This is a genomic window from Gottfriedia sp. NPDC058432 (assembly GCF_042721555.1).
Classification (GTDB): domain Bacteria; phylum Bacillota; class Bacilli; order Bacillales; family Bacillaceae_G; genus Gottfriedia.
Genome location: NZ_JBHXLC010000014.1, coordinates 22,412 through 37,954, shown reverse-complemented (window position 1 = coordinate 37,954; position 15,543 = coordinate 22,412). Strand labels below are relative to the sequence as shown.

Here is a 15,543-nt window from a genome sequence, read left to right as displayed (position 1 = left end):
TAGACTAAAATTTGCAACATGTATTGGAGAAAATTACACTATTTGAATATTTATAAAAGTTTTATAATAAATATACATGATTAAACATTCTTAAAACTTTATATAATTAGCACTTATAAATTTCGTTCTACAAAAGGAGATACAATATGTACCACACACATGAAAGATTTGACAATCGATTTAACGATATGATCTACACAAACACATATCCAAACGATATTTTGGATACAAAACCTCCAAAAAAACGATGATGAACAAGAATACAGCAATTAGATTAATCATTCGAACAGAATGCGATTACTAATAAATGATTTCATATTGAAAGTAAAAAAATGCACCGACCAGTAAATGGTCAGTGCATTTTTTCATTTGCTTGCACATACATATGACATTTGTACAGTTCAAGTGGAGCCGTTTGTTTTAACATGCTAAACAACTTGAACTAATGCATTTCATTTGATTAATAGTCACTCACTGCTGAAAAAAGTCACTTAAAAAGTGGTCTTTTATTCACGCATTGCCCCTGCCTCACGTGAAGTCATTGCTCCCTGTCCATGGCTTACATCACTTTGAATTTGCTGTTTTACCTTTTGAGGATTCGTTCCTGATTTCATATTAGTTCCCATATTCCCTTTACCTTGTGTATTCTGTGGCATAAAATCCCTCCTAAGATTATTCTTAACAATTATATTATTTACAATAAAAATCCTTATATCCTGTGAATCTGAGCAAAAAAATCGTTCCTTTATTTAACAGGTATTAAAAAATTAAACAATAAAATAGTTTGACTATTCAGATTTAACATTCTATAATCATATTAAACTAACTACCGGTAGTTAATAACCGGAAAAACAAATTAGGAGATGATTTTTGTGAAATATCCACTTACACCTGATGTAAAACCTGAGTTTTGTACAACTGGTACTTTTATGAGACTACCTTCAACAAGAGAAAATGCGAAATTAGCAATCGTTGGCATGCCTTTTGATACTGCTGCCTCATTTCGTGTTGGTGCACGATTTGCTCCTCAAGCTATCCGACAAGCATCTATGACTTTATTCCCATATCATCCAATTCATAAGGTATATCCATTTGACGACAGCAATGCGATCGATATTGGAGATGTATCAGTGATCCCACATAATATCCATCGAAGCTATAAACTAATGGAAGACGCAATGTTTGAATTAATGGATGGTAATATTATCCCAATTGGTTTAGGTGGTGACCACTCAATTACTTTAGCAAACCTACGAGCTGCGGCTAAAAAACATGGTCCAGTTGCGATGATTCACTTTGATTCGCATACTGACACTTGGGATACATATTACGATGAAAAATATTGGCATGGATCACCTTTTATCCGAGCTCACGAAGAAGGACTTCTAATCCCTAATAAGGTTTTCCAAATAGGTATACGAGGCACATTAAATCATCCTGGAGATATAGATGCTAGCCATGAGCTTGGCTACAATGTTATTACTACTCCTGAAATGTATGAGCGTGGTTTTGAAAGTATTTTAAAAGAAATGAAAGAAGTTATTGGAGATACACCATGTTTCTTAACTTTTGATATTGATTTCGTCGACCCTTCTTGTGCACCAGGAACTGGGACTCTTGAAGTAGGTGGATACAATAGTATGGAAACATTAAAAATGATTCGCTCATTAACTGATTTCAATTTTATTGGTTTTGATGTCGTTGAAGTACTCCCATCCTATGACCCAACTCAAATCACATCACTACTAGCTGCAACGCTAGTTCATGAATTTGCTAGTTTAGCTACATTGCAAATTAATAAAGAAAACTCAAAGTAATTTAAAAAGCTCTGTTTTTTAGACAGAGCTTTTTTCGGAGGCTTGAAGGTAGCATAGTTCATTATTTTGCTTTTTTACTACCTCATAAACCCTTTATGAGGTAGTATAGTTCAGCTTTTTCTCTTTTTACTTCCTCATGAACACTCTATGAGGAAGTATAAATCAGTTTTTTCTCTTTTTACTTCCTCATGAACACTTTATGAGGAAGTATAAATCAGTTTTTTCTCTTTTTACTTCCTCATGACACCTTTATGAGGTAGTATAAATCAGTTTTTTCTCTTTTTACTTCCTCATGAACACTCTATGAGGAAGTATAAATCACCTTTTTTTCTTTATACTTCCTCATGTACCCTTTATGAGGAAGTATAAATCACCTTTTTCACTTTTTACTTCCTCATGAACACTCTATAAGGAAGTATAAATCAGCTTTTTCCCTTTTTACTTCCTCATGACACCTTTAAGCTCTACTCCATGATTTTCAACAACATAAACAATGCTCTATCTCCTATAACCAAAGCTTTTTTGCAATAAATATAAACAATATTTAGACTTCACAAAGATTCCAGTTTATAATCTAGCTAACAAGAGTTAGTTTCGGAGGATGAAGATGACAAAGGATAAGATTATTGCAGCAGCACTTGCCTTATTTTCTAAAAATGGCTATGAAGGTACAAGTTTAACTGAAATTGCAAAAGCAGTTGGGATTCAAAAACCATCTATTTATAACCATTTTAAAAGTAAAGAAGAAATCTTTCTTACCATTTATGAGAATAGTTTATGGCTTCATGTGAAAAAAGTAGACGAGCTGATGGGAGAAATTCGTGAATTGTCAGCAAAGGAACAACTATACCAAATTCTAAACGTAACATTTGAATACTATATTGAGTTCGAGGAGCAATCTACTTTCGTGAACCGCGCTGTCTTTTTTTCTCCAGAACCATTAAAGGAACAATTACATACTCAGTTCATGGAATCGGAAGAAGCAATGTCAACTATTTTAAGATCAGTGATTGATAAGGGAATTAAAAGTGGAGAAATTAGAACAGGCAATGTAGAAGATTTTGTTATGTCTTATTACTGCTTAATTGATGGCATCTTTATTGAACTATCTTATTATGGAGCTGAAAAGATGAAGCCAAGGATTTCAAATATTTGGAGGAATTTTTGGTACGGTTTTAAAAATGAATAAAAAAAGGCGTTCGATTTTTCGAATGCCTTTTTCACTATTTTTACTGATTAGAAGTTAAATCAGATTTGAATTGCTGAACAATATCTGGTGATGCTGGTGCAGCAGGCTTGTAATAACCTTTTTGAAGCGCATAATTGTACAATGTACGTTGACGTGCTTCGTCCTGATTGCGTAATTGAATTAATGTTTGTCTTAAGTCAGAGTTTGCTGACTCATTAATAAAACCTGCATAAGCCGTTAAACTAGCGTTTAGTCCCTCTAAATAATCATTAACCATATCTTTATCTTGAAACATAATAAAATCTCCTTATCCTAAAAAGTTTAAAAGCTTTTGCTTAGATTCCATTGCTGATTGTGCATCTCTTTCTAAAAGAGCTTTAAATTCAGGATCTGAACATTGCTGCGCATATGCCTCTAATTTATTTGCGATTGTACTATGTCCTCCGATAATATGACGAAGGTTTTCTAACTCAAGTTCTGTTAATGAATTGTTCATTACTTAATTTCTCCTTTCGAACAAAAAGTTGCATAATTCTGCCTGCGCTTCTGCCCTTATCTGATTTTGATTAAATTTAAATTTTGATCGACAAGGTTTTTCAACAGTCCACACATTGACATTATTAATTTTCCAAAATCCTGTAAAAAAATACGTAAAAAAAGCTCAATCTATCCGAAGCATAGATTGAGCTTTAAACTACTTGTCAGATTTAATTATTAGTCTCTGCTGAAATCAGCTTCTTCTAATTTAACCTTCTTCGTTTTCATAATTACTTTATAGACGAGGTATCCAAGAATAAATAATGGTAGTCCAATATAAGAAACTGCAATACCATACCAATCAATTTTGTCTTCGAAAAATGCTTGATAATTCGTTCCAAGCATTGCAACTAAACATAACACTGTCGCTAAAACTGGACCAAGTGGGAACCATTTTGCTAAATAAGGTAGATCTTTTAATTTTCTTCCTTGAGCGATATACGCCTTACGGAATCGGTAATGCGTAATTGAAATACCTAGCCAAGAAATATAACCAGCTAAACCAGCTGCATTTAATAACCAAGAGTATACTGTACCATCACCAAATAATGAAGTTAAAAAGCAAAGTGCACCAATTAGAGTCGTTGCAATTAATGCACTAACTGGAACTCCACCTTTGTTTACTTTTCTTAAGAACTTTGGTGCTTTTCCTTCTTCAGCTAATACCCATAGTACACGAGAACCAACGTATAAACTTGAATTACCCGCTGATAAAACTGAAGTTAGTATAACTGTATTCATTGCTGCAGCTGCAAAAGCAAGTCCTGCATGTTTAAATACTAAAGTAAATGGACTGATCGCAACACTATCAACGTCTCCACCTAATAAGTTTGGATCTGTATAGCTTATTAAACAGCCGATAACGAAAATCGCTAATACGTAGAATAATAAAATACGCCAAAAGATTTGCTTAATTGCTTTTGGAATATTCTTTTCAGGATTTTCACTTTCCCCTGCAGTTACCCCAACCATTTCAGTTCCTTGGAAAGCAAAACCTACAATCATAAATACACTAAAGATCGATAAGAGACCACCTTTAAATGGTGCTTCTCCTTTTGTGAAGTTGTCAAAACCTCCAGTGTGCCCCTTCATAATACCGAAAATCATTAATAATCCAATTACAATGAAAATGATAATTGTAGCTACTTTAATAATTGAAAACCAAAACTCAGATTCTCCATATCCTTTAACAGATAGTACGTTTAATCCAAAAATTAATATAAGGAATATAGAACTCCATACTATACCTGGCGTATGTGGGAACCAATATTTCATAATTAAAGCCGAAGCCGATAATTCTAACGCAAGGATGATTGCATTGTTATACCAGTAATTCCAACCAACGGCGAAACCAAGAGCTGGATCGACAAATCTTGAAGTATATGTGCTAAAAGAACCCGAAACCGGAATTAAAGTTGCCATTTCTGCTAAGCTAGTCATTAGGAAATAAACCATAATACCAGCAATTAAATATGCAGCTAGAGCGCCACCAGGCCCTGCATCATGTATTGTTGCTCCACTCGCTAAAAATAGACCAGTACCGATCGTACCACCCATAGCGATCATTGTTAAATGTCTCGTTTTTAGTTTTCTTTCTAAATACTCTTTTTTAGGCGTGTTACTTTGAATAGTGAAATCACTTTTACGATTTGTATTTTGCATGAATACACCTCTTTATTTTAAATTGAAATTCCCCTAAATACGAAAAAGGCTGATCAAATCTTTAAATAGCTCACATTCCAATCTATCCATTGGCATTGTCATTTCGGTCAAAAATACAAATCACAGACTAAGTTACCTATTTTAATACTAAGCCTGGAAACTGAGCGATGTAAAGATGAAAATCCTCCCTTCTGAATTTAACAAAGGAACAAATCTTATACCATCAATGCTGATAGCGTTTTCATTTTTTTTGCTTTCATCATCGAATTGTACTTAATTAAAATTATCATAATATGGCGAAAAATAGAAGAAGTTTTTTCATTGTTTAGATAATTTAGAGTTATTTAAGAATAGTTAAATGTTCAAAAATCGTATATTTATTTGAAACAATAAATATATATTAAGTCCTAGTTTAACATTCTTCAACTATTAATTTTTAGATTGGAAAATATTATATAATGAAAGCGCTTCGATATCGTATAATGTTGAATTTCCTTATTTAATAAGCTCTACCCACGAAAGAGATTCTAAATTTAAGAATCTGTCTATAGGAAAATCATCACGTTTTTTTTAGTTAAAATGTCATGAATTTTTATCTTTAAGGGCAGAGACTATATACAAAAAAATGAATAAAACTACGTTGTTAGTTTTCTGAATTTTTAGAACAAAAAAATCAAAAAAAAACATTCTTCATATCACAGAAAGAATGTTTTTTACAATTTTTATGGAGTAACAATATTGATCTCTTTATTGAAATGATCAAATAAATTTACCATTTCTTTAAATTTCTCCTTATTCCCTGTAATGCTTAACTTTCCAGTTTCAATAGCCTGATTTACATCAAGTTTCCCAAGCATAATTAAATAAAAAGTTACTTTATCTACAAAAAGTGATGCATCAGGATTGGGGGTTGTTAAACAATTGCTATAATTAAAAACAGCATTCTGTATGTCAACTGTGTAATTTGTATTCAAATCAGTAATCTTCACATTAAATGTAAAACTTTTTTGATTTGCTTTTGGACCATTAAGTGTAATTGAAATATAATCAAAAAAATCATTTACTTCCATACCTAAGATTATCTGAGGATCTACAGTACTCATAGTTTTCGAGTCATCTAACTTCACAATCCCTTTTCTCAATTCTTTTGCTCCAGTCAGATAATAATTTCTCCAGGCTGCAGATTCGGACTGATATCCTAATTGCTCGTAAGATTTAGCTAGTAAGTTCTTTGCCTCTTTGTTATTAGGATTTGCCATTACGACGTTTTTCAAAACTTGTGCTACCCATCGATATTCACCTTTGGCAAAATCCATTTTCGCAAGTTTCATAACCTTCTTTTCTCCACCCATGTATTGAACATATTTCGTTCCAGTCTCTACTTGTGGGAGCGGGTTTAAATCTGAAGGATTTCCATTAAAGTAGCCTAAATAAAAGTTGTAAACCGCTTTAACATTTTGCTTTAAATTACCATAATATCCTCGGTTTGCCCAATATTTATTAAGACTTTCAGGTAATTTTATTTGTTCGGCTATTTCATCGGCGGTATAGCCATGATTCGCTAATCGAATGGTTTGATCATGAATATACTTATACAGATCTCGTTGCATTGAAAGTTGCTCAATTACACGAGCTTTACCCCATAAGGGCCAGCTATGTGCTGTAACTAATGCATCAATCTCCTCGTTTCCAAATAATTTGATTGTATCATCCAATGCTTTAACCCATGCAGAAGCATCACGTGTTTTTGCTCCTCTTAAAGTGTAAAAATTATGCATACTATGACCTGTATTTTCGGCCACTACTAATGTTTTATAATCATATATGTAATAATGCATTTCTGAAGGTGCTTCAGTATTTAACGTTAATAAAAATTTGAACTTAACTCCATCTATTTCCATCGTTTGTACTTTTTCTTTTATTTCAATCGTAGGTGGTAGAAAGCTGATTGTACCTGTGCTAAATCTAGGACCAATCCCATTTGTCACATATCCTTTTTTACTTACTGGTAATAGATTTCCGAACATATACTCCGCTCTTCGTGACATGATATGACCTAAAAGGAGATTCTCACTTATTACTTCCTTTGAAAAATTTAATGGAGCAATAATTGGTACATCTTCTGGATTTGTGGCATATTGTACAACTCCTTTTACTCCTCCAAAATGATCAGCATGGCTATGACTAATCACTACTGCACTGACTGGTTTTTTAGGGAGATTCGCATAATATAATTCAATTGCTGCTTTAGCAGTTTCAATTGTTGATAATGTATCTAAAATGATTAAACCTGTTTTACCTTCTACAATTGTCATCACAGATGCATCTTGGCCACGAATTTGATATACCCCATCAACTACCTTATAGAGGCCGGGAGTATCTAGTAACTGAGCTTGTCTCCATAGTGATGGATTAACAGTTAAAGGCGCGGGCCCATCATTAATAACTGAATATTGATTACTGTCCCAAATGACTTCACCTTTTGAATTTTTTATTTGGTTTTTCATTAATGGTGCGATGAATCCTTTATGAGCATCATTAAATTCTTGCTTATCTTTGAAGTTTAATTCGCTATAAATTTTTTCATTTGACTTAATTGTCTCTTTAGTAGGAGGCATGGCTTGGGAAAATACTTTTTGAGAAAAGGTGGCACTAAAAAAAATAGTTATTATTAGTAAAAATGATAAACCTTTTTTTTTAAACATGATTATACTCCTTCTACACATCAACATATAGAATTGGAACAAAAAGCAACATAAGTTCTTCAATACGTTACTCTTTGTTCCAATTTATTTTTTATGAGGATATGTATGTTTACTATTAATAAGCTTCCTTAAATCTCCTCTAAATAGCGTATCTTTCATTTCTTTTGGATTAAACGGAATAAACGGAGCCAAATAAGGAACTCCTAATGATCGGATTCTAGACATATAAGCTAGCAAAATAACTAAGCCAATTACGATCCCTTTTAATCCAAAGAAGAATCCTAAAAATAAAAAAACTAATCTTAACGTCATAACCGATCCATACAGTCCTCCTGCTGCTATCGCAATACTAGAAAGGAAGTTAATTCCTACTACTATTAGTGTTGCGGAGTGAATCAGTTTTGCAGTGACTGAAGTTTGTCCTACTACAATTGCCCCGATAAGTGAAACGATAATGACGGTCGATTTAGGAATCCTTAACGAAGCTTCTGTAAGTAACTGAAAAATAATCATGACAAATAAAATCTCAACTATAATAGGTATCATAGTATCTGACTTTGCGAAAAAAATCTTGTCAAATTTATGCGGTACCCAGTCATGATGAAAACGGACTACTGTTTCATAAAAACCCAATAAAATAATTGAAAATAACCAGCTAAAAAAACGCAAAAACCTGAAACCATATCGACCAGATTTTGTATGATATTCATCTGGTTGATGGAAAAAATGAAGAAAAAGACAAGGAACGATAAGACTATAAGGAATACCATTCACTAAGATCGCAACACGCCCCTCATATAATGCCGAAACAGTGACATCTGGTCGTTCAGACGTAAAAACGGTTGAAAAAAATGTTTTTTTCCCTTCTAAAGCGTCTTCAATTACTCTAGCTTCTAATAAATAGGTCACATCTATATTTTTTATTCTTGACCTTGTTTCATCTAATATGTTTTGATCAACGAATCCATCCATATAAATAATCGCTACATCTGTTTTTACTTCGTTGCCTACCTCTAGATTTTCAATACTTAACTTATTTGACGGTATAATATTACGGAGAAGATTTATATTAATTTTTAACTGTTCATTAAATCCTATTAACGAGCCTTTCAATGATCTTTGAGTATCAGGCTCATTGATTGACCGCATTTGCCAATCAGCAGTATCTGCTAAAATTCCTTCTTCATAACCATCAACTAAAATAAGTGTCTTTCCTTTCGATAGTCCAAACAAAATCTCTTCATAGGCTATTACCTTCATCACATCAGCAATCGAAAGATGACGGGTGATAAAAGCGTCAATACTGTCGAATTTAATAATTCTTAGCAAAGGCGTAAGAATATTATCTTGAATAGATTGTGTATTCGTTATTCCATCAATATACAAAACTGCAGCATCACGAATGACTTCATCATTTACCGTTAGTAGTCTAACTTTCAAATCAGTACCGTTATTAAACTCTTCTTTTATATAATGAATATTCTTTTCTAAACTTACTAATAAAGTAGTTTGTTCTGTGTTATTCACTCAAAATCTCCTTAAACATATTTTGGTTTAGTTTGTCCTGCATATTCCAATTTATGTTAATTTGGGTGAAGGTTTCAGTTTCAATTTTGTATTAAAAAACAATCCAGCCTTATTGGAAGGTAAAGTTGTTGAAGTTGATTTACTAAGTTATGAACCTTTAGATGTGACACTTGGTCTTTTACGTTTAAAAAAGAAATTATTATCCCCGGTTGAAAAGCAAATTCATTAGATTTATTAAATCGGAAATGAATGAATATGTAGGTTAAATAAAAAAAGATGATACCGTCAGACTGTTGACAAGCGCTTGCAATCAGTCTGATAATCAAGTTTTTAGGGCTTTGTCTACATACTAAAAGATGATATCGTCAATACGATATCATCTTTTAATCTATTCAGTTGATTCTACTTCTTTCTTCTCATGATCTGTAACACCCAATACATCTAATAAAAAGATGAAAACAGGTATCCCGATAATAAGACCCCATACGCCAAAAAATCGTTCAGAAAAAACAAGAATTAGAAAAGTATAAAAAACTGGTAAGTTCGTTTTAGCTGATATTAGCTTTGGATTTAAAAAATAGGTTTCAAGTGCATGTAAAACAAGAATCATCAAAATTACATACATGATATGTGTCATTCCACCTATTGTATAAGCAATCGTACAAAGTGGAATTAACGAAATAAACATACCAGCTACCGGGATTAGTCCAAGCAAGAAGATCAAGAAGCCTAAACCGATTAACTGTGGGAATCCCATAAATCTTAATGCGATCACCGATAAAATACAATTCACTAATGCAATTAAAAACTGAGCTTCAATCACTTTTCCAAAAGAACGTGAAAATCTTTCTCCAAAATAAGCCATCTCATAATAAAAAAGTGATATCTTACTATTTTCAAACTTTCTGGTAAATGCAATAATCCTAGGTTTTTCAAGTAGAAAAAAGAAACTTAGAACTAAAGCAATTAATACTTCAATCCCCCATTGGCTAATATTAGAGGCATACTTATATAAAAAATCTAATCCTTGCTCAGTATAACCTGATATTTCAACCTTTTTAATTGCGGTTACAATATAATTGATGATTTTCTCATCTGGTGGATTCATATAAAAGGTTTTGATTTGTACGATTAGTTGGACAACTTGAGATGTAATAACAGGTAAATAATTATAGATCCCTACGACTAAAGCTGCCACAATAACGATATACAAAGAATAGACAACTACTAACCGATTAACCGGTAAAATCTTGTTTACTCTATTAATAATAAATTTATGTACTCGATCCATTAAATAAGTAAAAATGAAAATTAGTAAGACTAAATTTATTATTTTGCGAGTTAAGATTAGTACTAGAATGATACAAGCCATCATTGCTAGTCGTCTAAACGTACTACTTTGAAAAAATTTTTTGACCTCCATTCCACAACCCCCTTACCTAGATATTATTGTGCCTGAGTAGTATGGAAATCTTAATTTTTATGATAAAAACATAACCACATCCCAAAGGAAGTGGTTCATAAAGTTGCTTCTCTTTTCATTTTTATTTAATAAAATCTTCAATTATGAATTTTCATTTAACAAATTCTTAATGTTGAAAAGCACCACTTTATATTTTACCAATTCTAATACTAAAAATAAAGATGCAGCTAAACAATTATGTTTAGCTGCATCTTTTAATTGAACTTTTTGTGTCAATAATTGTTCGCCTTCCCTTTTCATTCACACTTGGGCACTGAATGAATACTATAGGCATGAGGGTGTGATCCAATGAATGACTATAAAATTAAAGAAGATCTTCGTATTATCGCTACTCTTCAAAGAGATTTAAATGTCGCCGCTGCAGCATTATTATTAACTGGCCAAATTACGATAATAGGTGTATTTGTAACGTCTGGAGAATTTAGTCTTTCTCTAAGTGGACCCTTATTAGGTAGAGAACGTGTAGAAAGTAAATATGGAGATCAATTTACAAATGCTCTCATTGATGTATTCGATATAATAATTGCTATTTTATTATTAATAGATGAAGTTCGAGTTGTAAGCTCCGTTATAGGACCCGGTAGATTCTCACTAAATGTGAGTGGACCTATTTTTGGTGCGCCAGTTAGCGAACCGACACTTCCTTTTCTAAAAAAAACGTATTACTTTTGTAAAAAAATTGTTTCGAAACATTTTGATATTGATCCACAAATCTTTAGTAAATAAAGGAATGGTGATTATGTCTTTAACAGATATCCCTACGGTAAGACCTACTGATACCCAAGTTTTTCTTATGGCAATTTCCGTCATTTCGTTTATTTTCTTCTTTACACAACGAAAGCCAAGTGATTCAACGACTTCAACGACACAGGAGAGTTAAGAAATCACTGTTCGTCTTTTTCTAACTCATTATTCATTGGTTTTTCTCTATTTTCGATAACTGATAAAACAGCCTCCTCAATCTCTTCATAGCATGTGCATCTACAAATATTAGAAGATAACCATTCCTTCATCGTTTCATAAGTTGGATGTGGGTGTTTTAATAATAGAGAATGACAATTCATGATAAATCCAGGAGTACAATAACCACATTGAAACGCAAAATTTTCAACAAATGCTTTTTGTATAGGTGAATCTTTTAACCCTTCAATTGTTGTTATTTTTTGTCCAACTGCCTCGATGGCAAGCATTATACATGATTTATAAACTGTATCATTTACTACAACTGAACAAGCGCCACAATCTCCATTTAGGCAACCTCGCTTTGCTCCAGTTAGACCTAGTTTAGTTCGTAACACATAAAGGAGAGTATCAACTGGACGGATCTCCACTTGTCGAATTTCATCATTAATACTTAAAGAAACACTTAATTTATTGCTTGGAGACTGGTCCATTACCTTCCCTCCATTTCAATCATGATCTCTTCTATTGTGTTTTTTAGTACAAATAGTCGATACTCTTTTGAGCCTTCAACATCGTCAAGTACTTCTCCAGGAATGAATTGGATTGCTTTTTGTATTCTTTTTTCTACACTCAAGTTCGTATTATTTAACTCGGCTTCCATTTGCTTTGAACGAAATGGAAAAGGACATAACCCACTAAAAGCAAAACGCAATTGATTATCTGATTTAATAGATGCGATCGTCAGTAGTGGATAACCTGTATCCCATTGCTGACGTTTTTTTATGCTCATATATGGTAGATTGATATACTTCTTTTCCGTTAAAAGTTGGATTAGAAGTTGTCCGTCTTGGAGTTGTAAGTTTTGATTGAAGATTTGTTCGATTGGAAAAGCCTCTACACCATTGTATCCCGCAACAATCACTTGGCTATCACAAAGTAGAAAAGGTAAAACTGCTTCACGGTAAAAAATTTGACCACAAAAGTTTCCACCTAAAGTTATTTTATTCCTGGCAGTCCGGTCTGCAATTTCCATAGATGCTTTAGAAAGTAATGGAAAAAGGTTTTTTTCTTCAATATCAGTAAGTGAAATGACGGCACCTGAGATTAAAAAGTCCTCATTAAACTCAAATAATTGACACTCTTTTAGATCTTTAATATCAATAAGGGCATCTGTTTCAACCAAATTTAATCGACCAAGAGTTATGATTTCTGTACCACCTGCATAATAGATTGGCCTCTTGTTATTAGCTTTTAAATAATAAAAAGTCTCCAATGCTTCTTTAATCGTCATTGGTTTATAGTATTCTATATTAGAAGATAACAAACTAGTTCCCACCTTCTTTTACTTTCCATAATAGTTCTGGGATAATTGGCAAATTGTAAATTTCAGCCGAAATGGCTGTTGAAAGACTATTTCCAAGTGCAGCTGGCATTCCTAGTAACCCATGTTCGCCTACCCCTCTTGCACCAAATACAGCATCGACTTGTGGTGTTTCAACAAACGCAACTTCATATTTAGGATTCTCTCCAAATCGTATTGGTCGATATGTTCGTAATTGCGGATTTAGTACTTTTCCCTGCGAATCAAATTTAAAAGTTTCCCTACCGGCAAAGGATAGTCCCATACTCATTGCACCTTTAACTTGACCAGTTGCCGTCTTACTATTTAGTACATTGCCAATATCAACAGCTGTAACAGCTTTAAGAATCCTATATTCATATGTTTTCAGATTAACTTCTACTTCTACACCATGTGCACAAACCGTCCACTCTGGTCCAGGTTTTCCAGCGCCAGTTTCTCGATTAATTTTTGTTAAACCTGTTAAAATATAATGTCCCCTACCGATTATTTGTCCACCAATCGAATTTCCATTTGGAAATGTGTATCCATAAGCAATCTCTTTAATTGGTATATTTTTTGTAGGCTCATTTCTTATAAATACTTTTCCATAACCTACTTCTAAATCATCAACAGGGGCACGCAATATGAAAGAAGCTAAGTCTTTTAATTGTCTAATTAAATCCTCTGCTGCTGCTAACAATGCTCTTCCGGCCATGAATGTCCCTCTACTTGCAACGGTTTTCCAATGTTCCGGTGTATTGACTGTATTGATATTCATTTGAACATGAATGTCGTCTATGTCCATTTTAAGAATCTCTGCTAACATTTGAGCAAGAATCGTTTTAGTTCCCTGACCGAGTTCTACAACACCAGACATTAAATTAATACTTCCATCTGCATTGTAGATCAATATTACACCTGAGCTTGCATTTGGAGTAATAGTAGATGTTTTCCATGAACAGCTAATTCCTTTTACTCTTACTTTATTATTGCTTAAGTCAATAACTTGGCCTTCCTGCCAATTGATTAATTCTTTCATTTTTTCAATACATTTTGGTAGATTTCCAACTGTACTAGAATTTAATACAACTTGAGTAGGAGTTTGATCGCCTGGTTTAATGGCGTTTCTTTCTCTTAGTTCGATCGGATCCATATTTAATTTTCTAGCAAGAATATCCATCGCTCGCTCAAATGCAAAATGTACTTCGGAATGACTAAATCCTCTAAAAGGCGCAGGGTATGGATGATTCGTATACATACATAAAGAATCACACCAAATATTTTCGATATTGTACGGTCCAGTACAATCAACTGCTCCTGCCCGTGTTAAGTCAATCGATTTATCTGCATATGCCCCTCCATCCCATAAATAGAGAATTTCGGCAACCTTAAGCATTCCATCTTTTGTACATCCTAGCTTAACATTCGCTTCCAAACCGATATGTCCTGGAGATGAAAGCATATCGTTTTCACGAGTGTTATAGATTTTTACTAATCTACCATTTACAGCCCGTGAAGCAATATAGGCTAAAAGCTCTAACTGGATTGCTCCTTTTCCACCATAACCTCCGCCTACAAAAGGTGTATTTACAACAATTTTTCCGGGTTTAATGCCAAAATACACTCCAATTAGATTCTTAACCATAAATGGTGCTTGAGTTGAAGTCGTAATCTCAATTGTGCCATCATGATGAATTTGTGCAAATGAACATCTTGTCTCCATTGCAACATGGTCGGATGATCTGAATGCAAAGTTCTCATCAATCATTACTTCACTTTCTCTCCACCCTTTGTTAAAATCGCCTTTTCTAATTTTAATTCTGGTGGCAATATTTGTATCTGGCTCTGGATATACACCTTCAGTGATTTCATACTCACCTAGTTTAGGATGCACAAGTGGTGCATCTTGTTTAAGTGCTTCTTTTGGAGAATTTACTACAGGGAGTAATTCATATTGTACATTTACTAAATTTGCACCTTGATCCGCTGCATATTGGGTGTCTGCCACTACAATTGCTACTACTTCACCAAAAAAACGAACACGATCAAAGGCGATTGGATGACGATCAAGTACTCCTTCTCCTACTAATGGTAGATTCTCACCAAATATTATTTTTCTTACCCCTGGCACGTTTAGAGCTTCAGCTGCATCAATATTTTTAATGATCGCATGCGCGTAAGGACTGGTTACTAATTGAGCATGAAGCATATCATTTGCCTCAAAATCATCTGTATATTTTGCATATCCAGTAACTTTTTCGAAAGACTCTTTTCGGGGTATCCCTTTACCGATTATATGCATGATGTGTCCTCAACCCCTTTCGTAAAAACATTTCACAATGTATTTAATACTTAAGCCATATTTAATTTAAGATTTC

The 15,543-nt window shown here is 33.3% G+C and carries 15 protein-coding genes; 4 read left to right on the top strand and 11 right to left on the bottom strand.

Going from position 1 to position 15,543, the window contains the following annotated elements; translation table 11 throughout:
• Positions 1-506 precede the first annotated feature (506 nt).
• On the bottom strand, positions 507-656 hold the full coding sequence (locus ACFWM3_RS15280; protein WP_390311988.1) for a hypothetical protein: 150 nt from the start codon (positions 654-656) through the stop codon (positions 507-509).
• Between the two features lie 216 nt (positions 657-872).
• Here ACFWM3_RS15280 and speB point away from each other — a divergent pair, with 216 nt between their 5' ends.
• Complete coding sequence (gene speB, locus ACFWM3_RS15275) at positions 873-1,817, top strand: agmatinase (RefSeq protein ID WP_390311942.1); 945 nt, start codon at positions 873-875, stop codon at positions 1,815-1,817.
• Positions 1,818-2,424: 607 nt separating this feature from the next.
• A complete protein-coding gene (locus ACFWM3_RS15270) occupies positions 2,425-3,006 on the top strand; it encodes a TetR/AcrR family transcriptional regulator (protein ID WP_056473925.1) in 582 nt (193 codons plus the stop codon).
• Between the two features lie 40 nt (positions 3,007-3,046).
• Here the strand turns inward: ACFWM3_RS15270 and ACFWM3_RS15265 are convergent, their stop codons facing one another.
• The 7 genes from ACFWM3_RS15265 to ACFWM3_RS15235 form a co-directional block, all read right to left on the bottom strand.
• Positions 3,047-3,301: a spore coat protein gene (locus tag ACFWM3_RS15265; protein WP_335414232.1), complete on the bottom strand. Its 255-nt coding sequence runs from the start codon at positions 3,299-3,301 to the stop codon at positions 3,047-3,049.
• A 12-nt stretch (positions 3,302-3,313) separates the two neighbouring features.
• Positions 3,314-3,502 carry a hypothetical protein gene (locus tag ACFWM3_RS15260; protein ID WP_056473922.1) on the bottom strand — a complete coding sequence of 63 codons (189 nt, stop codon included), beginning with the start codon at positions 3,500-3,502 and terminating at the stop codon, positions 3,314-3,316.
• 218 nt (positions 3,503-3,720) lie between these two features.
• Positions 3,721-5,205, bottom strand: coding sequence for an amino acid permease (locus tag ACFWM3_RS15255; RefSeq protein ID WP_390311941.1), 1,485 nt, complete (start codon positions 5,203-5,205; stop codon positions 3,721-3,723).
• A gap of 722 nt (positions 5,206-5,927) precedes the next feature.
• Positions 5,928-7,910: an alkyl/aryl-sulfatase gene (locus ACFWM3_RS15250; RefSeq protein WP_390311940.1), complete on the bottom strand. Its 1,983-nt coding sequence runs from the start codon at positions 7,908-7,910 to the stop codon at positions 5,928-5,930.
• A gap of 84 nt (positions 7,911-7,994) precedes the next feature.
• The gene (locus ACFWM3_RS15245) at positions 7,995-9,437 is read right to left on the bottom strand and encodes a spore germination protein (RefSeq protein ID WP_390311939.1); all 1,443 of its coding nucleotides are present in this window, start codon (positions 9,435-9,437) and stop codon (positions 7,995-7,997) included.
• A gap of 388 nt (positions 9,438-9,825) precedes the next feature.
• A complete protein-coding gene (locus ACFWM3_RS15240) occupies positions 9,826-10,860 on the bottom strand; it encodes an AI-2E family transporter (protein WP_390311938.1) in 1,035 nt (344 codons plus the stop codon).
• A 141-nt stretch (positions 10,861-11,001) separates the two neighbouring features.
• Positions 11,002-11,136: a hypothetical protein gene (locus tag ACFWM3_RS15235; protein WP_390311937.1), complete on the bottom strand. Its 135-nt coding sequence runs from the start codon at positions 11,134-11,136 to the stop codon at positions 11,002-11,004.
• Positions 11,137-11,208: 72 nt separating this feature from the next.
• Between ACFWM3_RS15235 and ACFWM3_RS15230 the strand changes: the two genes are divergently transcribed.
• Complete coding sequence (locus ACFWM3_RS15230) at positions 11,209-11,646, top strand: hypothetical protein (RefSeq protein WP_390311936.1); 438 nt, start codon at positions 11,209-11,211, stop codon at positions 11,644-11,646.
• Between the two features lie 13 nt (positions 11,647-11,659).
• Positions 11,660-11,800 (top strand): hypothetical protein, encoded by a 141-nt coding sequence (locus tag ACFWM3_RS15225; protein ID WP_390311935.1) that lies wholly within the window; start codon positions 11,660-11,662, stop codon positions 11,798-11,800.
• Positions 11,801-11,804: 4 nt separating this feature from the next.
• Here ACFWM3_RS15225 and ACFWM3_RS15220 read toward each other — a convergent pair whose 3' ends face one another.
• From ACFWM3_RS15220 to ACFWM3_RS15210, 3 genes are read right to left on the bottom strand one after another with little or no spacing between them, the layout of a single operon-like run.
• A complete protein-coding gene (locus tag ACFWM3_RS15220; protein ID WP_390311934.1) occupies positions 11,805-12,314 on the bottom strand; it encodes a (2Fe-2S)-binding protein in 510 nt (169 codons plus the stop codon).
• Entirely contained in the window at positions 12,314-13,147 is an 834-nt protein-coding gene (locus ACFWM3_RS15215) for an FAD binding domain-containing protein (RefSeq protein WP_390311933.1), read from the bottom strand. The genes ACFWM3_RS15220 and ACFWM3_RS15215 overlap by 1 nt, the downstream gene beginning before the upstream one ends.
• A gap of 1 nt (position 13,148) precedes the next feature.
• Entirely contained in the window at positions 13,149-15,467 is a 2,319-nt protein-coding gene (locus tag ACFWM3_RS15210) for a xanthine dehydrogenase family protein molybdopterin-binding subunit (protein WP_390311932.1), read from the bottom strand.
• Positions 15,468-15,543 lie beyond the last annotated feature (76 nt).

Coding starts and splice junctions, on each gene's coding strand:
- ACFWM3_RS15225 (WP_390311935.1), top strand. CDS start 11,660: ATGTCTTTAACAGATATCCCTACGGTAAGACCTACTGATACCCAAGTT.
- ACFWM3_RS15280 (WP_390311988.1), bottom strand. CDS start 656: ATGCCACAGAATACACAAGGTAAAGGGAATATGGGAACTAATATGAAA.
- ACFWM3_RS15260 (WP_056473922.1), bottom strand. CDS start 3,502: ATGAACAATTCATTAACAGAACTTGAGTTAGAAAACCTTCGTCATATT.
- ACFWM3_RS15265 (WP_335414232.1), bottom strand. CDS start 3,301: ATGTTTCAAGATAAAGATATGGTTAATGATTATTTAGAGGGACTAAAC.
- ACFWM3_RS15220 (WP_390311934.1), bottom strand. CDS start 12,314: ATGGACCAGTCTCCAAGCAATAAATTAAGTGTTTCTTTAAGTATTAAT.
- ACFWM3_RS15270 (WP_056473925.1), top strand. CDS start 2,425: ATGACAAAGGATAAGATTATTGCAGCAGCACTTGCCTTATTTTCTAAA.
- ACFWM3_RS15210 (WP_390311932.1), bottom strand. CDS start 15,467: ATGCATATAATCGGTAAAGGGATACCCCGAAAAGAGTCTTTCGAAAAA.
- ACFWM3_RS15240 (WP_390311938.1), bottom strand. CDS start 10,860: ATGGAGGTCAAAAAATTTTTTCAAAGTAGTACGTTTAGACGACTAGCA.
- ACFWM3_RS15255 (WP_390311941.1), bottom strand. CDS start 5,205: ATGCAAAATACAAATCGTAAAAGTGATTTCACTATTCAAAGTAACACG.
- ACFWM3_RS15250 (WP_390311940.1), bottom strand. CDS start 7,910: ATGTTTAAAAAAAAAGGTTTATCATTTTTACTAATAATAACTATTTTT.
- ACFWM3_RS15230 (WP_390311936.1), top strand. CDS start 11,209: ATGAATGACTATAAAATTAAAGAAGATCTTCGTATTATCGCTACTCTT.